Annotated in this window: 13 protein-coding genes; 6 read left to right on the top strand and 7 right to left on the bottom strand. The window is 61.5% G+C overall.

Annotated elements, in window-relative coordinates; translation table 11 throughout:
* The first annotated feature begins 120 nt into the window (after positions 1–120).
* Complete coding sequence (locus BM438_RS11395; RefSeq protein WP_093634372.1) at positions 121–1,038, top strand: LysR substrate-binding domain-containing protein; 918 nt, start codon at positions 121–123, stop codon at positions 1,036–1,038.
* On the opposite strand, the gene BM438_RS11390 is transcribed toward BM438_RS11395, so the two are convergent.
* Positions 1,035–1,934, bottom strand: a complete 900-nt coding sequence (locus tag BM438_RS11390) for a DMT family transporter (protein ID WP_093634371.1) — start codon at positions 1,932–1,934, stop codon at positions 1,035–1,037. The genes BM438_RS11395 and BM438_RS11390 overlap by 4 nt on opposite strands.
* 142 nt (positions 1,935–2,076) lie before the next feature.
* On the opposite strand from BM438_RS11390, the gene BM438_RS11385 reads away from it, so the two are divergent.
* Complete coding sequence (locus BM438_RS11385; protein ID WP_408403270.1) at positions 2,077–3,015, top strand: AraC family transcriptional regulator; 939 nt, start codon at positions 2,077–2,079, stop codon at positions 3,013–3,015.
* A gap of 27 nt (positions 3,016–3,042) precedes the next feature.
* Here the strand turns inward: BM438_RS11385 and BM438_RS11380 are convergent, their stop codons facing one another.
* From BM438_RS11380 to BM438_RS11365, 4 genes are all read right to left on the bottom strand, one after another.
* A complete protein-coding gene (locus BM438_RS11380) occupies positions 3,043–6,063 on the bottom strand; it encodes an FAD-binding and (Fe-S)-binding domain-containing protein (RefSeq protein WP_093634369.1) in 3,021 nt (1,006 codons plus the stop codon).
* A gap of 24 nt (positions 6,064–6,087) precedes the next feature.
* Positions 6,088–6,837, bottom strand: coding sequence for a 2-keto-4-pentenoate hydratase (locus tag BM438_RS11375; RefSeq protein ID WP_093634368.1), 750 nt, complete (start codon positions 6,835–6,837; stop codon positions 6,088–6,090).
* Positions 6,838–6,876: 39 nt separating this feature from the next.
* Positions 6,877–8,163 carry an MFS transporter gene (locus BM438_RS11370; protein WP_093634448.1) on the bottom strand — a complete coding sequence of 429 codons (1,287 nt, stop codon included), beginning with the start codon at positions 8,161–8,163 and terminating at the stop codon, positions 6,877–6,879.
* A 262-nt stretch (positions 8,164–8,425) separates the two neighbouring features.
* Positions 8,426–9,646: a pyridoxal-phosphate-dependent aminotransferase family protein gene (locus BM438_RS11365; RefSeq protein WP_093634367.1), complete on the bottom strand. Its 1,221-nt coding sequence runs from the start codon at positions 9,644–9,646 to the stop codon at positions 8,426–8,428.
* Between the two features lie 162 nt (positions 9,647–9,808).
* On the opposite strand from BM438_RS11365, the gene BM438_RS11360 reads away from it, so the two are divergent.
* The gene (locus BM438_RS11360) at positions 9,809–10,534 is read left to right on the top strand and encodes a GntR family transcriptional regulator (RefSeq protein WP_093634366.1); all 726 of its coding nucleotides are present in this window, start codon (positions 9,809–9,811) and stop codon (positions 10,532–10,534) included.
* Positions 10,535–11,505: 971 nt separating this feature from the next.
* On the top strand, positions 11,506–13,092 hold the full coding sequence (locus BM438_RS11355; protein WP_093634365.1) for a Na+/H+ antiporter: 1,587 nt from the start codon (positions 11,506–11,508) through the stop codon (positions 13,090–13,092).
* A 54-nt stretch (positions 13,093–13,146) separates the two neighbouring features.
* Here BM438_RS11355 and BM438_RS11350 read toward each other — a convergent pair whose 3' ends face one another.
* Both BM438_RS11350 and BM438_RS11345 read right to left on the bottom strand, forming a co-directional pair.
* Positions 13,147–13,440, bottom strand: a complete 294-nt coding sequence (locus BM438_RS11350) for a hypothetical protein (protein ID WP_093634364.1) — start codon at positions 13,438–13,440, stop codon at positions 13,147–13,149.
* 266 nt (positions 13,441–13,706) lie between these two features.
* Positions 13,707–14,345 carry an HD domain-containing protein gene (locus tag BM438_RS11345; protein WP_093634363.1) on the bottom strand — a complete coding sequence of 213 codons (639 nt, stop codon included), beginning with the start codon at positions 14,343–14,345 and terminating at the stop codon, positions 13,707–13,709.
* 253 nt (positions 14,346–14,598) lie between these two features.
* Between BM438_RS11345 and BM438_RS11340 the strand changes: the two genes are divergently transcribed.
* Together BM438_RS11340 and BM438_RS11335 are read left to right on the top strand one after the other, a co-directional pair.
* Positions 14,599–15,561, top strand: a complete 963-nt coding sequence (locus BM438_RS11340) for a GlxA family transcriptional regulator (RefSeq protein WP_093634447.1) — start codon at positions 14,599–14,601, stop codon at positions 15,559–15,561.
* Positions 15,562–15,710: 149 nt separating this feature from the next.
* Positions 15,711–16,469 (top strand): SDR family oxidoreductase, encoded by a 759-nt coding sequence (locus tag BM438_RS11335; RefSeq protein ID WP_093634362.1) that lies wholly within the window; start codon positions 15,711–15,713, stop codon positions 16,467–16,469.
* Positions 16,470–16,778 lie beyond the last annotated feature (309 nt).

Genomic DNA, 16,778 nt, shown 5'->3' with positions numbered 1-16,778 from the left:
ACGCTGGGCACGCTTCGGTTTTTGTGGTTTGAGTATAAGAATGCGCTCGATAATCGAAAAATATGATATTTCTCTAGCTCAATCGGATTTCGTTATGGGATGAAGGAGCGAGCGACGCGCATGGACCTGCGGCAACTGCGGTATTTCGTCAAAGTGGTGGAGTGCGGGAACGTGACCCGCGCGAGCGAGGCGCTGCATATCGCGCAGCCCGCAATCAGCCAGCAGATGCGCAATCTGGAGCGCGATCTGGGGATGCAGTTGCTCGAGCGCAGCGTGCAAGGCGTGGCGCCCACCGCCGCCGGGCAAACGCTTTACCGACACGCGGTCGAGTTGCTGCGCCAGGCCGACAGCACGCGCGAACTCCTGCGCCAGGACGCCGAGCTGCCGCAGGGCCGAGTGTCGGTCGCCATGCCGTCGAGCACGGCGCGGATGATGGCGATCCCGCTTGCTCGCACAATCCGCGACCGTTACCCCGGCATCGCGCTGGAGTTGCTCGAAGCACCGAGCGCGGAGCTCGGCAGCCTGATCGGTAGCGGGAGGGTGGATCTGGCCGTCGTGGTGGATGCAGTCGAAACTCGCGGGGTGGCCGCGCAGAGGTTGCTCACCGAGGCGCTCTATCTGATTGCGTGGCCGGAATTTCAGATGCCGCGTGAGCCGGTGTCGATCGCCGAACTCGCGCGCATGCCGCTGATCCTGCCGAGCGCGCCGAATACGATTCGCAGCCGCGTCGAGTGGGCGCTGCGCGAAGCCGGGCTGCCGTGCGAGATTCTGTTCGAGGCCAGTTCCACCGCGTTGTTGTTCGCGGCGGTGATGGCAAAACTAGGCGTGACGATCCTGCCGTGGACGGCTGCACACGTCGAACTCGATGAACACAAGCTCAAGCTTGCCAAGGTCGATCACCGGTTGTTCTCGCGCGATCTGTCACTCTGCTGGCACGACACGGCCTTGCTCAGCAACGCCGTGCAGAAGGTCAAAGCGACGATACTCGAACTGTTCGACAGCATGGGAAAGCGGCCGGAGTGGGCCGCCGCGGATTAGGATGTCCTCACCCGCCGCACAAAGAGCCGCCGTGTGAGATCGAACGCCACCAGATTCCCCGCCACCACCAGCAGGAGGCCGAGCACCGCCAACGCGGACCATCGGTAGCCTTCGAATACCGTCGACGCCGCCAGCGCAACAATCGGAAACAGCACGGTGCAGTAAGCGGCTCGCTCTGGCCCGATGCGCCCAACCAGCATCAGGTACGCGGTAAAGCCAATCACCGAGCCGAAGATCGCCAGATAAGCGAGCGCGCCGAGATAACGCGCGTCGGGTTCGATAGAGAACGAAAAGCCGGCCAGCGCGCTTCCCACCGTCAGGACGCCGGCGCCGATCAGCATGGCCCAGCTATTGGTGGCGAACGGGTGCAAGCCCATCGATTGCATCCGGCTCGACAGCAGATTGCCCGCTGAAAAGCACAAGGTGCCAAGGAACGCGATCGCGAGTCCCAACCATACCGTGTGGTCGCCCAGGTGTCCTGCCATCTGCTGCACGAACAGGCACACGATGCCGACGAGCCCCAACGCCGCCCCGGCAATCGCCGACGGTTGCAGAGGACGTCCCATGAAAAGCCGGCCGTTGATCGAATTCAGCAGCGGCGCGGTGGAAAACACCACCGCGACAAGGCCACTCGGCACCACCTGCTCGGCATAGTAGAAGCACAGAAAGTTCAGACAGAAGAGCGCTAGGCCTTGCGCGGCGAGGAAGCGCCACGCGGCACGCGGCGGCCAGATAGGCCGGCGCATGATGCGCAGCAGCGCGAACAGCACCAGCGCCGCGATCCAGAAACGCCACGCAATCGACACTGGCGGCGGCACCGCGCCCAGTTGCCATTTGATGGCGATCCAAGTGGTGCCCCAGATCAGCACGGTGACGGCATAGAGCGAAAGGTTCATGGCAGCGCCTGCAGCAGCAAAAAGCGGAAACCCAACTATGCTGCAGCGGCGGCGGCGGCACTTGTCCAGGATTGCGCACTTTTTCGGAGGCGTGAGCGGCCGGCAATCGCTCGCCCTATACTGACGCTTACCCTGTCATCGAATGCATCCCGCTCGTTCCGTGAACGTCAGACCGCCCGCCACTGTGATCGAATCCACCGAAACGCCGTTCGGCCTTCAGTCGGTCTGTCACACGCTGCAGAGCGCCAACGCGAATCTCGAACGCTTCGCGTGGCTCGGCGACCGGCTCGCCATTGCCGTCTGGACCCGCGACACGGAGGAAGCCGAGACCGTCTATGACCGCCCCGGCCATCACACTCTGTCGTGCTATCTGGACGGCGGCTATCGCACCGAACGTCAGAAAATGCCCGGGCGCTACGGCGCGCCGTCGCGGCTTTGCGCGTTGCCCGGCGAGCATGAGTCGCGCTGGTGGGTGCGCGGCCATATGCATTTCATGCATCTTTACTTCCTGCCCGAACACTTCACGCAGCGCGCTGTGCAGGAACTCGATCGCGAGCCACGCGAACTGACGCTGGCTGATCGCACCTATTTCGAAGACGCCCGCATCGCGCACCTGTGTCAGTCGCTCGCGAATGAAGACTGGCAGGATCCTGATGGCCTGCTGCGGACCAATGAGACGGCGCACGAGGTGTTGAGTCTGCTGCTGCGCGCACAAGGCGTGCGTCGCACGGATACGTCGCTCAAGGGCGGTCTGTCGGTTGCGACCCGGCGGCGCTTGCGCGACTACATCGAAAACCATCTCGAGCAAACGCTCACGCTCGGTGAGCTTGCCGGTGTCGCGGCGCTCTCGGAGTTTCATCTTGCGCGCATGTTCCGCACGTCGTTCGGACTACCGCCTGCTGCCTGGATCGCGCAGCAACGGCTCGAACGTGCACGCACACTGCTGCGCACGACCAGGCTGCCGCTCGCACAGGTCGCCGAACAATGCGGCTATGCGAACGCCAGCCATTTCAGCCATCGTTTTCGTGAGAGCGTCGGTGTGGCGCCGACGGTGTATCGGCAGGTGGTGGGCGCGGCATAAGGGCCAACCGCGGCCAACCACCCTCCCTCACTGCAACGCCATCGCCAATACACGCGCCACATGGATTGCGTCGATGCCTGTGCCATCATGAATCTGATGCCGGCAACTCGTGCCGTCCGCGACCATCACCGTATTGCCGTCGATCTTGCGCACCGCGGGCAGCAGTGACAGCTCCGCCATCGCCTGCGATGTCGCGTAATGCTCGGCTTCGTAGCCGAAGCTACCCGCCATACCGCAGCACGACGACTCGACCGTCGACACCTTCAACTCAGGAATCCAGTTCAGTACGGTTTGCACCGGCGTGAACGCGTCGAAGGCCTTTTGATGGCAGTGGCCGTGTACAAGCGCCTGCTCTTTCGCCAACGGCTTCAACGCAAGTTGCAAGCGCCCGGCCTTTTCCTCGCGCACCAGAAACTCTTCGAATAGAAACGCCTGCTTCGAAAGACGTTGCGCTTCGTCACCGAAACCGTAGTGCAGAAACTCGTCGCGCAACGACAGCAAACACGACGGCTCCAACCCGACGATCGGCACGCCACGCTCCACGAACGGCTTGAACAGATCGAGCATGCGTCGCGCTTCCTGCTTCGCTTCATCGACCAAACCAGCCGCGAGGAAAGTGCGGCCGCAACACACCGGGCGCTCGCCCTGGCGCGCATTGAAGTGCACCGTGTAACCCGCAGCTTCCAACACCTGCTGCGCGGCGCGCGCGTTTTCCGGCTCCATGTTGTTGTTGAATGTATCGACGAACAACAGCACTTCTTTCAGCGCGCCACCTTGAGGTGGTTTGGCCGCCGACGCGCTCGCCAGGAACGATTTCTTGAAACGCGGCAACGTACGTTCAGGCGCAAAGCCGACCGAGCGTTTGAACCACGCCGACAACACCGGCACGTTGTCGGCCAATGCCATCAATCCTGGCAAGCGACTCGCCGTTGCCGCATAGCGCGGCATGAAGGCGACCAACCTGTCACGCAGACGCAGCCCATGCCGTTTGACACGCGCCGCCCGCGCTTCGATCTTGAACTTCGCCATGTCGACGCCCGTCGGGCAATCGCGCTTGCATCCCTTGCACGAAACGCACAGGTCGAGCGTGTCCTTGACGTCGTCGCTAGCGAGTCCTGCTTCGCCGAGTTGCCCGGAGATCGCGAGACGCAGTGTATTCGCACGTCCTCGCGTCACATGTTGCTCATCTTTCGTCACGCGATAACTCGGGCACATGGTGCCCGCATCGAACTTGCGGCAATGGCCGTTGTTATTGCACATCTCGACGGCCTTCGCGAGACCGCCCGACAGGTCGTTGCCGCTGCCCGGCAGCGTCTCCCGCCCCGTCAGCGGATCGCGTTCAACGTTCCATACGGACCAGTCGAGCGCGGTATCGATCCGCTGCGCTTCGTAGCCTGGCGCGAAGCGGAAGTTGCGTGCGTCGTCCATCTTCGGCGGACGCACGATCTTGTCAGGATTGAAGCGGTTGTCCGGATCGAACAGCGCCTTGATCTCCGTGAATGCCTGATTCAGACGCGGCCCGTATTGCCACGCTACCCATTCGCCACGGCACAAACCGTCGCCGTGCTCGCCGGAATATGCGCCTTTGTATTCGCGCACCAGGGCCGCCGCCTCTTCGGCGATCGCGCGCATCTTCACCGCGCCGTCGCGCCGCATGTCGAGAATCGGCCGCACGTGCAGCGTGCCGACACTCGCATGTGCATACCAGGTGCCTTCGGTGCCGTTGCGATGAAAGACTTCAGTCAAACGGCTTGTGTATTCCGCCAGGTGTTCGAGCGGCACCGCGCAATCTTCAATGAAGGAGACCGGTTTGCCGTCGCCCTTCATGCTCATCATGATGTTCAGTCCGGCTTTGCGGACTTCCCACAGCGCTTTCTGTTCGTTCGCGGCAGGCATCTCGACGACCGAATCGGGCAAGCCCAAGTCGGCCATCAGTTCGGTGAGTTGTTTGAGCGACGCGAGTTGCTGATCGCGGTCCTCGCCCGCGAACTCCACCAGCAGAATGGCCTGCGGCTCGCCGACCAGCGCTTTCTCGATCACCGGACGGAAAGCGGGATTGCTCATCGCCAGATCGATCATCGTGCGATCGACCAGCTCCACGGCCACCGGCTTCAGCTTGACGATGTGCTGCGTGAGATCCATCGACTGCCAGAAGGTCGGGAAGTTGACCACGCCCAGTGTCTTATGTGTCGGCAGTGGCGCGAGCTTCAGCGTCAGTTGCCGGCTAAACGCAAGCGTGCCTTCCGAACCGACCAGCAGATGCGCGAGATTCGCGATGCCGTCGTCGGTATAGGCGCGCGGGTTCTGGCAATCGAACACGTCGATGTTGTAGCCCGCAACGCGACGTAAGACTTTCGGCACGCGTTCGACAATTTCAGCATGCTCCCGCTCAGCAATTCGCTTCACACCTTCGACGATCTGCTGCAAACGCGCGCCTTGCGGCGCCTCACGCAATGAAGCGAAACGCGCTTCGCTGCCGTCGGCGAGAATGGCGTCGATCGCTTCGACGTTGTGCACCATATTGCCGTATTCGATCGAGCGCGAGCCGCACGAGTTATTGCCGGCCATTCCCCCAATCGTGCACTGCGCAGCCGTCGAAACATCGACCGGAAACCATAGGCCATGCGGCTTCAACCATGCGTTCAGATGATCCAGCACGACGCCCGGCTCGACGGTCACTGTGCGCGCGTCGGCATCGAATTCGACGATGTTGTTCAGCCACTTGCTGGTGTCGATCACCAGCGCCTCGCCAACGGTCTGGCCGCATTGGCTCGTGCCCGCGCCACGCGCGAGCAACGGCACTTTCTCGCTGCGTGCAATTTCCAGTGCGATGCGCAGATCGTCCTGATTGCGTGGCACCACCACGCCGATCGGCGTGATCTGATAGATGGACGCATCGGTCGAATAACGGCCGCGGCTCGCCGCATCGAACAACACGTCGCCGCGCAAAGACTTACGCAGATGCTGCGCGAGCGGCGACGTCAACCGTGCGGCGGACGGCACCAGATGGATCGGCTTGACGAGTAAAGCGGAAGTGGGGTTCGTCATATCGTCGGCCTATAGGAAAGCGGGCTAGTACAGCGTCAGGCTGATCGGCGCGAGCCCTTCAATACGCCCGCTCGCTGTGCCCGCGCTCTGCGGAAAAAACATGCCGGTGTACGAACCGGTGGTGACGACCATCTCCGGCGTGATCGCGATACCGCGCGAGGTGGCGTGATTGACGAGCCATGTCAGCAGGCGCCGCGGATCGCCGGCCGGATTGGCGGGTGTCGTCGCCACCACGTCACTCCCGTCAAAGCTGAACTGCAGCGACGGCGTCACAAACGGAAAATCCTCGCGATACGGCGTGAATTCGCCGACGATCAACGCACCGTGATTCTGCAAATCCGCGAGCTGCGCAAGCTTGTCGACCTTGGGCCAGTCAGCGTAACGGCTCGCCACAATCTCGATGGTCGCGCCGATCGAGCCAATACCTGCGTGCACGTCGGCTTCGCTATAGGGTGTTGTCGACGGCTCGAAGCGGCGGCCGAAGCGGAATGCGATCTCCAGTTCGAGTCCTAGTGGCGCGAAGGCTTCACGCGGTAATCGTGCGCCGTCGGCGTGCAAATCATTCGCCGGTAACGGTGCGCCCTGGATCGGGCCGCTGTCGGACTTCGCGCCGATCTTCCAACCACCGATGGGTGCGTCCAGTACGCGCAGGATCTCGTGCTGGATCGCGTAGGCGGCGGTGCCGTCGGCGGGCGTTTGCTCAGGCGGCAACGCATCGAGCGTCAGGTGATTGCGGCGCGCGTCGGCGAGACGTTGACTCAGTGATGTTGTCATTGCTTTGAATGCGAAGAGAGGGAACGGTGCGCGGTCTGCTTATGCACCCACGCCCGTGGTGGCGTGTGCTTCATCGGCCGCATTGAGCGCGAACTTGCTTTCCGGCTGCATGCGGAACGCGAGCACCACGCCGATCGCCATCAACAGCATGCTGCCGACGAACGGCAACTCCCAGCTGCCGAAGTAGTCGATCAGAAATCCGCCGACCACCGGCGAGATGATCGCGGCCAATGCCGAGCCGGTGTTCATCATGCCGCTCGCGGTGCCCGAGTATTCCGGCGCGATGTCCATCGGAATCGCCCACATCGGGCCGATCGTCATTTCGGCGAAGAAGAAGCCCGAAGCGAGACACGCCATCGACAGATACAGATCGTGCGTGAACATCAACGGGATCAGCGAGAGCAGACAAAAGAACATGCACACCGACACCATCCAGCTCCGGGCGCGCTTCAGGCTGCGGGTCCGCGTGAAGATCCAGTCGGTCACGATGCCGCCGAGCGTGTCGCCGAGTACGCCGGCAAAGAACACGACCGAGGCGAAGATCGCCGACTTTTGCAGTTGCAGGTGATAGCTGTGCAGGAAGTACTGCGGAATCCAGCTGAGGAACAGCCACAAGGTCCAGCCGTAGCAGAAGTACACGATCGTGACCGGCCACATGCGGCGAAACAGTTTGCCCCACGGCACGCGGGCCGCTTTCGGCTTCGGCGCGGGGAGGACTTCGAGTTCCTCGGTCGTGATACGCGGATGGTCTTTCGGATGTTCGGTGAACGTGAACGCCCACACCGCCACCCACAGCAAGCTGAACACGCCGCAGATATAGAACGATTCGCGCCAGCCCCAGGTCGCCATCACCAGCACGATCAAGCCAGGCGCAACCGCATTGCCGATACGCGATGCCGCGTGGGTGATGCCCTGCGCAAAGCCGCGTTTTTCTTTCGCGACCCAACGCGCCATCGCGGACGTCGCAGCAGGAAACGTGGCGCCTTCGCCGAAACCGAGCAACACGCGTGCGGCCAGCAACGAGACGAGACCACCGGCGAAACCGGTCAGCAACGTCGCCACGCCCCAGATAGCGCCGCAGAAAATCAGCGTGCGTTTTGCACCGAAGCGGTCACTAACCCAGCCGCCGATGATCTGGAAAATCAGATACGGATAAGCGAAGGCCGAAAACACCAGGCCCACTTCCGTATGCGAGAGGCCGAATTCCTTGCCGAATCCTGCGGCCGCGGTGCTGACGTTGACGCGGTCGAGGTAAGTGATGAAGTACATGATGCATAGCATCACTAGAACGATACTGGTCGCACTGCTCACACGAAACCGCTTCATCGTCTCTCTCCATTGCAGTCTATCGACGGCGCGCCTGGAATGGCGCGCTGCGTCGTCGCCCGCCAGCGGCATGCGCTGTGGGTCCATCGCATGTTGTCCATGAGCCGCGTTCTATGTGCGGCTTCGTAAGGGAAGTGCCCCCGCCTTCCCTTGCTGCGAGATGCCTGTTGCTTGCTGCTTGCTGCTTGCTATTTGCTGCCTGTCAGGCAGAGGCGCTGACGCACCGATGTGGTGAGCACCGATGCGCGTGGCGCTCCATCGCTTAAGCCGCGGCTTTCAGCCCCGAGGCTTTGGTCTGCTGGCTCAACCACTCCATAGCGGCAGGCAAGCCGCTTTCCTTGAGGGGCACACCCGCGAGCCGCAGTCCCATTTCGCAACCGGCCAGCGTCGCCAGCAGCATCAGGTCGTTGCAGTCGCCAAGGTGGCCGATGCGGAACATGCGGCCTTTCATCTTGCCGAGGCCCGTACCGAGCGACATGTCGAAACGTTCGTAGATGAGCTTGCGCACGGCGTCGGCATCGATGCCTTCGGGCATCATCACGCCGGTCAGCACCGGGCTATACACAGCGGGATCCGCGCACTGAATCTCCAGACCCCACGCGCGGACCGCGCGGCGGGTGGCTTCGGCGAGACGCTCGTGACGGGCGAACACGTTGTCGAGCCCTTCGCCGAGAATCATCTCCAGCGCCTCATGAAGCCCATACAACAGGTTCGTGTTCGGCGTGTACGGCCAGTAACCGGTCTTGTTCATCTCGACGATGTCGGTCCAGTCCCAGAAGCTGCGCGGCAATTTGGCCTGCTTGCTGGCGGCCAATGCCTTCGGCGAGATCGCATTGAAGCTGATACCCGGCGGCAGCATCAAACCCTTTTGCGAGCCTGACACAGTGACGTCGACGCCCCATTCGTCATGGCGATAGTCGGCGCAGGCGAGACCCGAGATCGTGTCGACCAGCAGCAGTGCCGGGTGACCGGCTGCGTCGATCGCGCGGCGCACGGCGGCGATGTCCGAGGTGACGCCCGTCGAGGTTTCGTTATGGACGACACACACGGCCTTGATCGCGTGTTGCGTGTCGGCGCGCAGACGCTCTTCGATCATGTCCGGCTGAACCCCGCGCCGCCAGCCTTCAATACCAGGCAGGCCGAGGAACTCAGGCTTCAGCCCGAGGCTTTCCGCCATCTTTTTCCACAGCGTCGCGAAGTGGCCGGTTTCGAACATCAGCACGTTGTCGCCCGGGCTCAGCGTGTTCGATAGCGCCGCTTCCCACGCGCCGGTGCCAGAGGCCGGATAGATCACCACCGGTTGCTGCGTCTTGAAGATTTTCTTGATGCCTTCGAGCACCTTCAGACCGAGTTCGCCGAACTCGGGGCCGCGGTGATCGATGGTCGGGTAGCTCATCGCACGGAGAATGCGATCGGGCACCGGGCTCGGACCCGGAATCTGCAGAAAGTGACGGCCAGCGGGATGAAAGTCTAGCTTGAGCATTGGGCTCCTCCGATTGAATTTTGCATGCAAAAAACTATATCAGATGATCCGTGACGATCCCAAGGCGAAAATTGCCTGCTGATACCGGTGTTTACCCGTGCTATTAACTAATCTGCATGGTTCCGATAAAATCGTACCTAACACGATGTTGAGGGCTTTTGTATGCAAAATTCGGATTTCGATGCGGGTGTGGTCGCTTCTCCGCTGATGCCGAAGGTTGAGCGTCAGCGTTTGCACGACACGGTGGTGGAGCACATTCGCCGCTTTATCGTCGAAGGGGTGCTCGAGCCGGGCAAGAAACTGAACGAGCGCGAGTTGTGCGAGACGCTTGGGATTTCGCGCACGCCGTTGCGGGAGGCGCTGAAGGTTCTGGCTGCCGAAGGGCTGATCGAGATTTCGCCGAATCGCGGTGCGTCGGTGTCGAAAATGTCGGAAGCGGAGTTGCGCGAGACCTTCGAACTGATGAGCGGTCTTGAAGCTTTTTCCGGCGAACTGGCGGCGGAGCGGATGACGGCTGCGGAACTCGCCGAGATCAAGGCGTTGCATTACGCGATGCTGGCTTGCCGGACGCAGAACGATCTGGCTGGGTACTACAGCCGCAACCAGGCGATTCACGACAAGATCAATGAGGCGGCGAGGAATTCAGCACTGCGGCAGACTTATGTCGCGGTTAATCGACGTTTGCAGGCGTTGCGATTCCGGTCGAATTTTCAGATCCCCAAGTGGGATAGCGCGATTCATGATCATGATGAGATGTTGAAGGCGCTCGAGGCACGAGATGGGAAGAAGTTGAGCGCGATTCTGCGGCAGCATTTGCTCGATAAGCGGGATGCGGTTTTGCAGGTGCAGTCGCGGGAGGACGTGGCGGCTTCGGTGTTGAAGGCATAAGGTGTTTGGATGCTCGGCGCTTGTTGTCCGTGTTCTTGGCGCTTTGGCCTTTCCTTGTTTTGGTAGTGGTCTATTAGCGTTGCCCCTGTGCGGGGCGGCACTTACTTTCTTTGCCGCCGCAAAGAAAGGTAAGCAAAGAAAGCGGCTAGAAGCCCCTGCTAAGTGGGCACCGTGGTCTGCTACGGGTAGTGGTGCATCTGGAATCTGTGTTCGTGCCCGTGCATACGCCAGTGACAAGGGCGTCATACTTCCGGCGGCGCTGCGCGCGCCGAAGAGTCGTTCATAAAACCGATCGCTGCGTTTTGGCGCTCGCGTCTCGTCATCAAATCGTGGCCTCATCATTTCCCCGGCATCGCGACTGCGATTGGAACGGCAACGGCACCCGTGCCGCGACCGTGATTGCGGGGCACCGCCATATCATTTGAGGTACGGGTTCCGGGTGAATGCATGAGCGCCTCGCCGAGGCGAAGCCGACGGCTCCCACAAACCTCAACCGAAGCCCGTGGTTTCCCCTGCATACCCGTCCGCGACGCACGTAGTGCGGAGTGGGAGCTGATGACTCCTTTGTCACTAACGCCGAATGTGCGAGAACACGGATTCCAGTCGCACCACTACCCCAGGCAAACCACGGTGCCCACTTAGCAGGGGCTTCTAGCCGCTTTCTTTGCTTATCTTTCTTTGCGGCGGCAAAGAAAGTAAGTGCCGCCCCGCACAGGGGCAACACGAATAGACCACTAACAATTCAAGGAAAGGCCAAAGCGCGAAGAACACTGACAAAACAAGCGCCGAGCATCCAAAAAACTTGTCCCCACAAATTGTTGGCAAACCTGTGGACAAGCTGCGCACAGTCACCTCAAGTGCTTGATGCAATAGCTGTATCGTCTGTCGGCTCGACTGCAGGCAATGGACTGCAGGCAACGACCTTGCTCTGTGATAAAAAGTAATCCCCAGCCACCCGCCGAGGCTCCCGCATGTCCTCCGTCATGGGCTTCAAACTCGTCCTGCTGTCGCTCGGCGCGATGATCGGTCTTCAACTGCTCGCCAAGCGGCTACGACTCCCTCCGGCCGCGGCACTTCTGGTCGGTGGCGCCGCGATGGCCTTCGTGCCTGGACTCCCTCGCATCAACCTCGATCCCGAGCTGGTCCTGGTCGTGTTCCTGCCGCCGCTCCTCATGGACGGCGCCTACTTCTCCGTATGGGACGAATTCAAGCGCAATTTCGGCGGCATCCTGCTGCTCGCGATCGGCGCCGTCGCCTTCACGACCCTCGCGGTCGGTCTGGTCGTGCATTGGGTCGTGCCGTCCTTGCCATGGAGCGCGTGCTTCGCTCTGGGCGCAGTCGTCTCGCCGCCCGACGCCATCGCCGCGAAGGCAGTACTCGAACGCGTCGCGCTGCCGCGCCGGTTGATGGTGCTCCTCGAAGGCGAAAGCCTGCTCAACGACGCCGCCGGCATCGTGCTGTTCCGCTTCGCCGTCGCGGCCGCGCTGACCGGCACGTTCAACGCTCAACACGCGGTCGAGCGGTTTGCGGTGCTCGGCCTGGGTGGCGTGGCAGTGGGCATCGCGATCGGCTTCGTGGTCGTCAGGCTGCTGCGCTACCTCGACGACGTCTACCTCATCATCACCGCATCCGCCCTCTCCCCGTGGCTCAGCTACATCGCAGGAGACATGCTGGACGTCTCGGGCGTCATCGCGACCGTCAGTTGCGGGATGGTGCTGGGCTGGCACCAGCACGAAGTTTTCTCTGCCTCGGTGCGCATGCGCGGCACGGCTTTCTGGCAGGTCCTGATCTTCCTGATGGAAGCGCTCGTGTTCCTTCTGATCGGGCTGTCGCTGCGCGGCGTGATCGTGCGGCTGGGCGGCGTCGGAGATGCGTGGACCGCGTTCGCACCCGCTGTCGGCGCAGTGATCGCAGCCGTCGTGCTGTCGCGCTTCGTATGGGTGTTTGCCGTCGAATGGTTGAAGGGACTCGTGTGCAAGGTGACGCGGAGCGCAAACATTGCGCTCGACTGGCGTTCGTCGACGGTGACGAGTTGGGCCGGCATGCGTGGCGTGGTGACGCTGGCAATCGCGCTCTCGTTGCCCGAGGCAATGCCGGGGCGCGATCTGATTCTGGTGGCATCGTTCGCGGTGATTCTCGTGACCGTGCTCGGACAAGGGACCACGATCGGTGCACTGATTCGCTGGGTCAAACTGGATAGCGTGAAGGAGCACAACGAACAGCATTTGACGGAGCCTCAGGCGTGGGCGAGACTCGAAGCGGCACAATTCGCCGCCATCCAACCACTCGTGCACGACGCCGATGGACAAGTAATTCATCCGCGCCTACTGGAGCAATACAGCTATCGGGCGCAGATGACGGACACCTACCAGCACGTGACGGAATATCCCGCCGACGTTCGCGTCGCGCATTACGACGTTGTGCTCGCCGCCGTGGCGGCCGGTCGCAGCGAGTTGTTGCGGATGCATCGGTCGGGGATGATTCACGATGAACTGCTAACCGAACTGGAGCGGGATCTCGATTTGCAGGAGATCGCCGCGTTGCATGGCAGGGGATGACCGGGCCGCGCCTGACGTGAGTCCACACGCGAACCGGTCGAACCGCGGTGGGCGTCAATGGCCTTTGAAAATATCCAGTAGTTGATTTTGCATCTGCATCATCTCGTGCGCGTGCTTCATCTCCATCTGCGCCATCGTGTCCTGATACTCCATGTCCATCTGCATCATTTTTTGCTGGATGCCGATGGCCTGAGCACGCTGTTCAGGAGTCAGCTTGTCCATCATCATGCTGTACTCGGGCGGCATCAGATAAGTGCCAGCGCGTCCTATTCCCTGTGCTTGCACAGAACCCGCTACAAGCGCGAGCGGCAGCAATCCGCACATCAGTACGGCTCGGATCGATTTCATTTCATCTCCAGTCTTACGTGAGCAGCCCGCTTTCAACAAGGGCTGCATAAGCGACGTTCAGGTGCTCAGACTGGCTTGCCGCGGTCGATCCGTTGCACATACCGGGTCTGAGGATGCAACACCCTGGGCTGACCGCTGCACACGATCGCCCGGGTGTTTCATGGGCTTAGTCGCGAACGCTGACTGGAAATGACATGCTGGACGAAAATTGCGCCGATAATATTTCTTCTGCGCGGCTGTCATTTTCGCCGCGACACGCCGACTAATTAATCTTTCCAGGACGACCCCAAAATCATCGTGCAGAAATTCTCGCGATGATAATGCGGGTCCTTCAATGCCAGCACGTCCGCCTTCACGTTACCGAAGGTTGTCTCCGGCTTGTGGATCGTGCCGTGCGCGAATGCGTCGATGATGCCTTCCTTGAAATGCGCGCCGCGCGGGTGGGCGTGGATTACCTCATGGCGCTGGTGTTCGGTGAATTCGTCATAGGCGAGGCCCAGCACATCCATCTCCACGCCTGCGGTCACCAGCGCGACCACTGGCTTCATATATTGCGGAATCCCAGGCGTGGTGTGCAGCGCTATCGAGTTCCACACCTGCTCGATATCGTCTTCGCCGATGCCGTGGCGCTGCAGAAAATCACGCGCCGCGTTCGCGCCGTCCACCTCGAAGCGATCATGCTCGCTGCTATACGGCGCGACGAGCCCCATGTCATGAAACATCGCGCCAATGTACAACAGCTCGGGGTCATACTTGAGTTGCTTGCGCGCACCGGCCAGCGAGCCGAACAGGAACACGCGCCGCGAATGGTGATAGAGCAACTCGGTTTCGGTATCGCGCACAAGCTGCGTGGCTTCGCGCGCCATCATGCTGTCGGGAATCTGGATGCCTGCGATCGTGGTCATGTGAAGTGCTCCATGAAAGACTTGAGTGAACCTGACGCGCGGTCTTTGTGACTCGATAGCGCGTTTGGTATGCTGGTCCGCGATGCTTTTTCTGGCTGCTTATTTGACCCGTCGAGCAGCGCGTCCGATGAAGCTCAGTATTGTTCAGCAGGCCGTCGCGGGCAATCGTCGCGGACCGTTGAACACTGCCAAACGCACCGCGTTGACTGCCGCGGGCCGCGGATTCCCATCCACCGTCAAAGGAGAGCATTCGATGCCTACCGTCGCGATCGCGATCTTTCCCGGCGTGCAGGCGCTCGACGTCGCCGGTCCGGTCGATGTGTTCTCCGAAGCCAATCGCTTCATCGCGCCGCAGGATCGCTATGAGATCACGCTGCTCAGCGCGGAGCCGGGTCCACTGCGTGCGTCCAACGGCATGACGCTCGTCGCCGATGCCACGTTCGACCAGGCACGCCGGCCGTTTGATCTTGCGCTGGTTGCAGGCGGCCCTGCATTGCCCGACGGCACCACGCCCGACACACGTTTGCTGGATTGGTTGTCGCGAGCCGCCACACAATGCGAGCGTTTCGGCTCGATCTGCACCGGCGCGTTCGCGCTCGGCCACGCGGGGCTGCTCGACGCACGCAAGGTAACGACGCACTGGCAGCACGCGGCGCAACTCGCCGAGCAGTTTCCGCTAGCCCATGTCGATTTCGACCGGATCTATCTGCGCGACGGCAACCTGGTCACGTCAGCGGGTGTAACAGCGGGCATCGATCTATCGCTTGCGTTGGTCGCCGAACATCACGGGCCGCATACGGCGCTCGCCGTCGCCAAACGGCTGGTGGTGTTCGCACAGCGGCAAGGCGGTCAATCGCAGTTCAGCCCTTACCTGACCGCACCCGCTGACGACGCCTCGCCGGTCGCCAAAGTGCAGGCGCACGTCATGGAACGGATTCGCGAGAGCTTTACGGTCAAACAACTGGCGGACGTCGCCGGAATGAGCGCGCGGAATTTCGCCCGGGTGTTCGTGCAGGAGACCAGGGTGACGCCGCATGAATTCGTCGAGCGTGCTCGCGTGGATGCGGCGCGCAAGTTGCTCGAAAGCAGCGATGCCGCGCTCAAGGCGATTGCGTATGACTGCGGCTTCGGCACCGCGGACCGGATGCGCATTGTCTTCACGAAGCGAATCGGCGTCACGCCGATGCAATATCGCGAGCGCTTTCGCTCTGCCTGAGGGAAGCAGGATGACGGCGGCATGGGCACCATTCAGGAGAGCCGTTAGCGCGCCGCCGGAATGCGACTTGAAGACCCGCGCCGCTGCAAGCATCAGACATAGCGTGAGAAAATAGCGGTCTTCTCAAGCGAACGATCACAAGGAACGACATGTCTCCCTCTTCTCCGATCCGTGCGATCGTTACCGGCCACAATCGCGGCCTCGGCGCGTCTCTCACTGAACAACTGCTGACGCGCGGTGTCGCGGTACTGGGTTTGTCCCGCTCGCGTCACGCCACGCTCAAAGAGCGTTTCCCGGCACTGCTCGACGAAATCGAGCTTGAGCTTGCAGATCCCACGCGCGTCGCACAGTGGATCGCAACCGATGCACTGCGCAGCTTCGTCAGCGGCGCACAGAGCGTCCTGCTGATCAACAACGCAGGCATGGTTCAGCCAATCGGTCCGATCGAAGGGCAGAACGCCGCCGACATCGCGACCGCCGTGAGTCTGAACGTGGCCACGCCGCTGATGCTGGCGAGCGCACTCGCCGAGGCCAGCGTCGACGCGACCGACCGCCGCATCATGCATATTTCCAGCGGCGCGGCGCGCAATGCGTATCCCGGCTGGAGCATCTACTGCGCGACCAAGGCCGCGCTCGATCATCATGCACGCGCCGTTGCACTCGACGCGAATCGCGCACTGCGTATCTGCAGCCTCGCGCCGGGCGTTATCGATACGAATATGCAGGCGGAGATTCGCAGCAGCGGCGAGGAACAGTTCCCGATGCGCGAAAAATTCGAAGACCTCAAGCGCAACGGTCAGCTTTCGACGCCCGAACAATGCGCCACCCAGTTGCTCGACTACGCCTTCAGCGATGCATTCGGCCAAACGCCGGTGGCCGACATTCGCGAGGTCGCGAAGCAGGCCTGATACGCGAGCTTCGTGCTCCCGTAAAACCTCACCTTTCGGCGGAGAAGCCGATACTCACACGCCGGGCGCAACCATCGCGCTGCGCTCAACCCTTATCCACCAACCCACCTGTCTGATCGTACACGACGCTGCCCAATTCAATGGCATTACTACATTAGTTAGCAAAGCTAATCTAGAGATGAGTAAATTTCTGCATAGTGGGACAGCGGAAAAGTAAGTTGACGAAGCGTCACACCGCCCATAGAGTTACCCGATAACCACGCTCGGTTCGAACCGCATCCGGCCGTTCGAAGAACCTGAATACGCGGA

Origin of the sequence: Paraburkholderia aspalathi, from assembly GCF_900116445.1 — a bacterium.
In the GTDB taxonomy this organism is placed as follows: Bacteria; Pseudomonadota; Gammaproteobacteria; order Burkholderiales; family Burkholderiaceae; genus Paraburkholderia; species Paraburkholderia aspalathi.
The sequence above is the reverse complement of the archived record's forward strand: the minus strand, read 5'-3'. Positions and strand labels throughout refer to the sequence as shown.

Coding starts and splice junctions, on each gene's coding strand:
- BM438_RS11335 (WP_093634362.1), top strand. CDS start 15,711: ATGTCTCCCTCTTCTCCGATCCGTGCGATCGTTACCGGCCACAATCGC.
- BM438_RS11345 (WP_093634363.1), bottom strand. CDS start 14,345: ATGACCACGATCGCAGGCATCCAGATTCCCGACAGCATGATGGCGCGC.
- BM438_RS11390 (WP_093634371.1), bottom strand. CDS start 1,934: ATGAACCTTTCGCTCTATGCCGTCACCGTGCTGATCTGGGGCACCACT.
- BM438_RS11380 (WP_093634369.1), bottom strand. CDS start 6,063: ATGACGAACCCCACTTCCGCTTTACTCGTCAAGCCGATCCATCTGGTG.
- BM438_RS11395 (WP_093634372.1), top strand. CDS start 121: ATGGACCTGCGGCAACTGCGGTATTTCGTCAAAGTGGTGGAGTGCGGG.
- BM438_RS11350 (WP_093634364.1), bottom strand. CDS start 13,440: ATGAAATCGATCCGAGCCGTACTGATGTGCGGATTGCTGCCGCTCGCG.
- BM438_RS11370 (WP_093634448.1), bottom strand. CDS start 8,163: ATGAAGCGGTTTCGTGTGAGCAGTGCGACCAGTATCGTTCTAGTGATG.
- BM438_RS11375 (WP_093634368.1), bottom strand. CDS start 6,837: ATGACAACATCACTGAGTCAACGTCTCGCCGACGCGCGCCGCAATCAC.
- BM438_RS11385 (WP_408403270.1), top strand. CDS start 2,077: ATGCATCCCGCTCGTTCCGTGAACGTCAGACCGCCCGCCACTGTGATC.
- BM438_RS11355 (WP_093634365.1), top strand. CDS start 11,506: ATGTCCTCCGTCATGGGCTTCAAACTCGTCCTGCTGTCGCTCGGCGCG.
- BM438_RS11365 (WP_093634367.1), bottom strand. CDS start 9,646: ATGCTCAAGCTAGACTTTCATCCCGCTGGCCGTCACTTTCTGCAGATT.
- BM438_RS11340 (WP_093634447.1), top strand. CDS start 14,599: ATGCCTACCGTCGCGATCGCGATCTTTCCCGGCGTGCAGGCGCTCGAC.
- BM438_RS11360 (WP_093634366.1), top strand. CDS start 9,809: ATGCAAAATTCGGATTTCGATGCGGGTGTGGTCGCTTCTCCGCTGATG.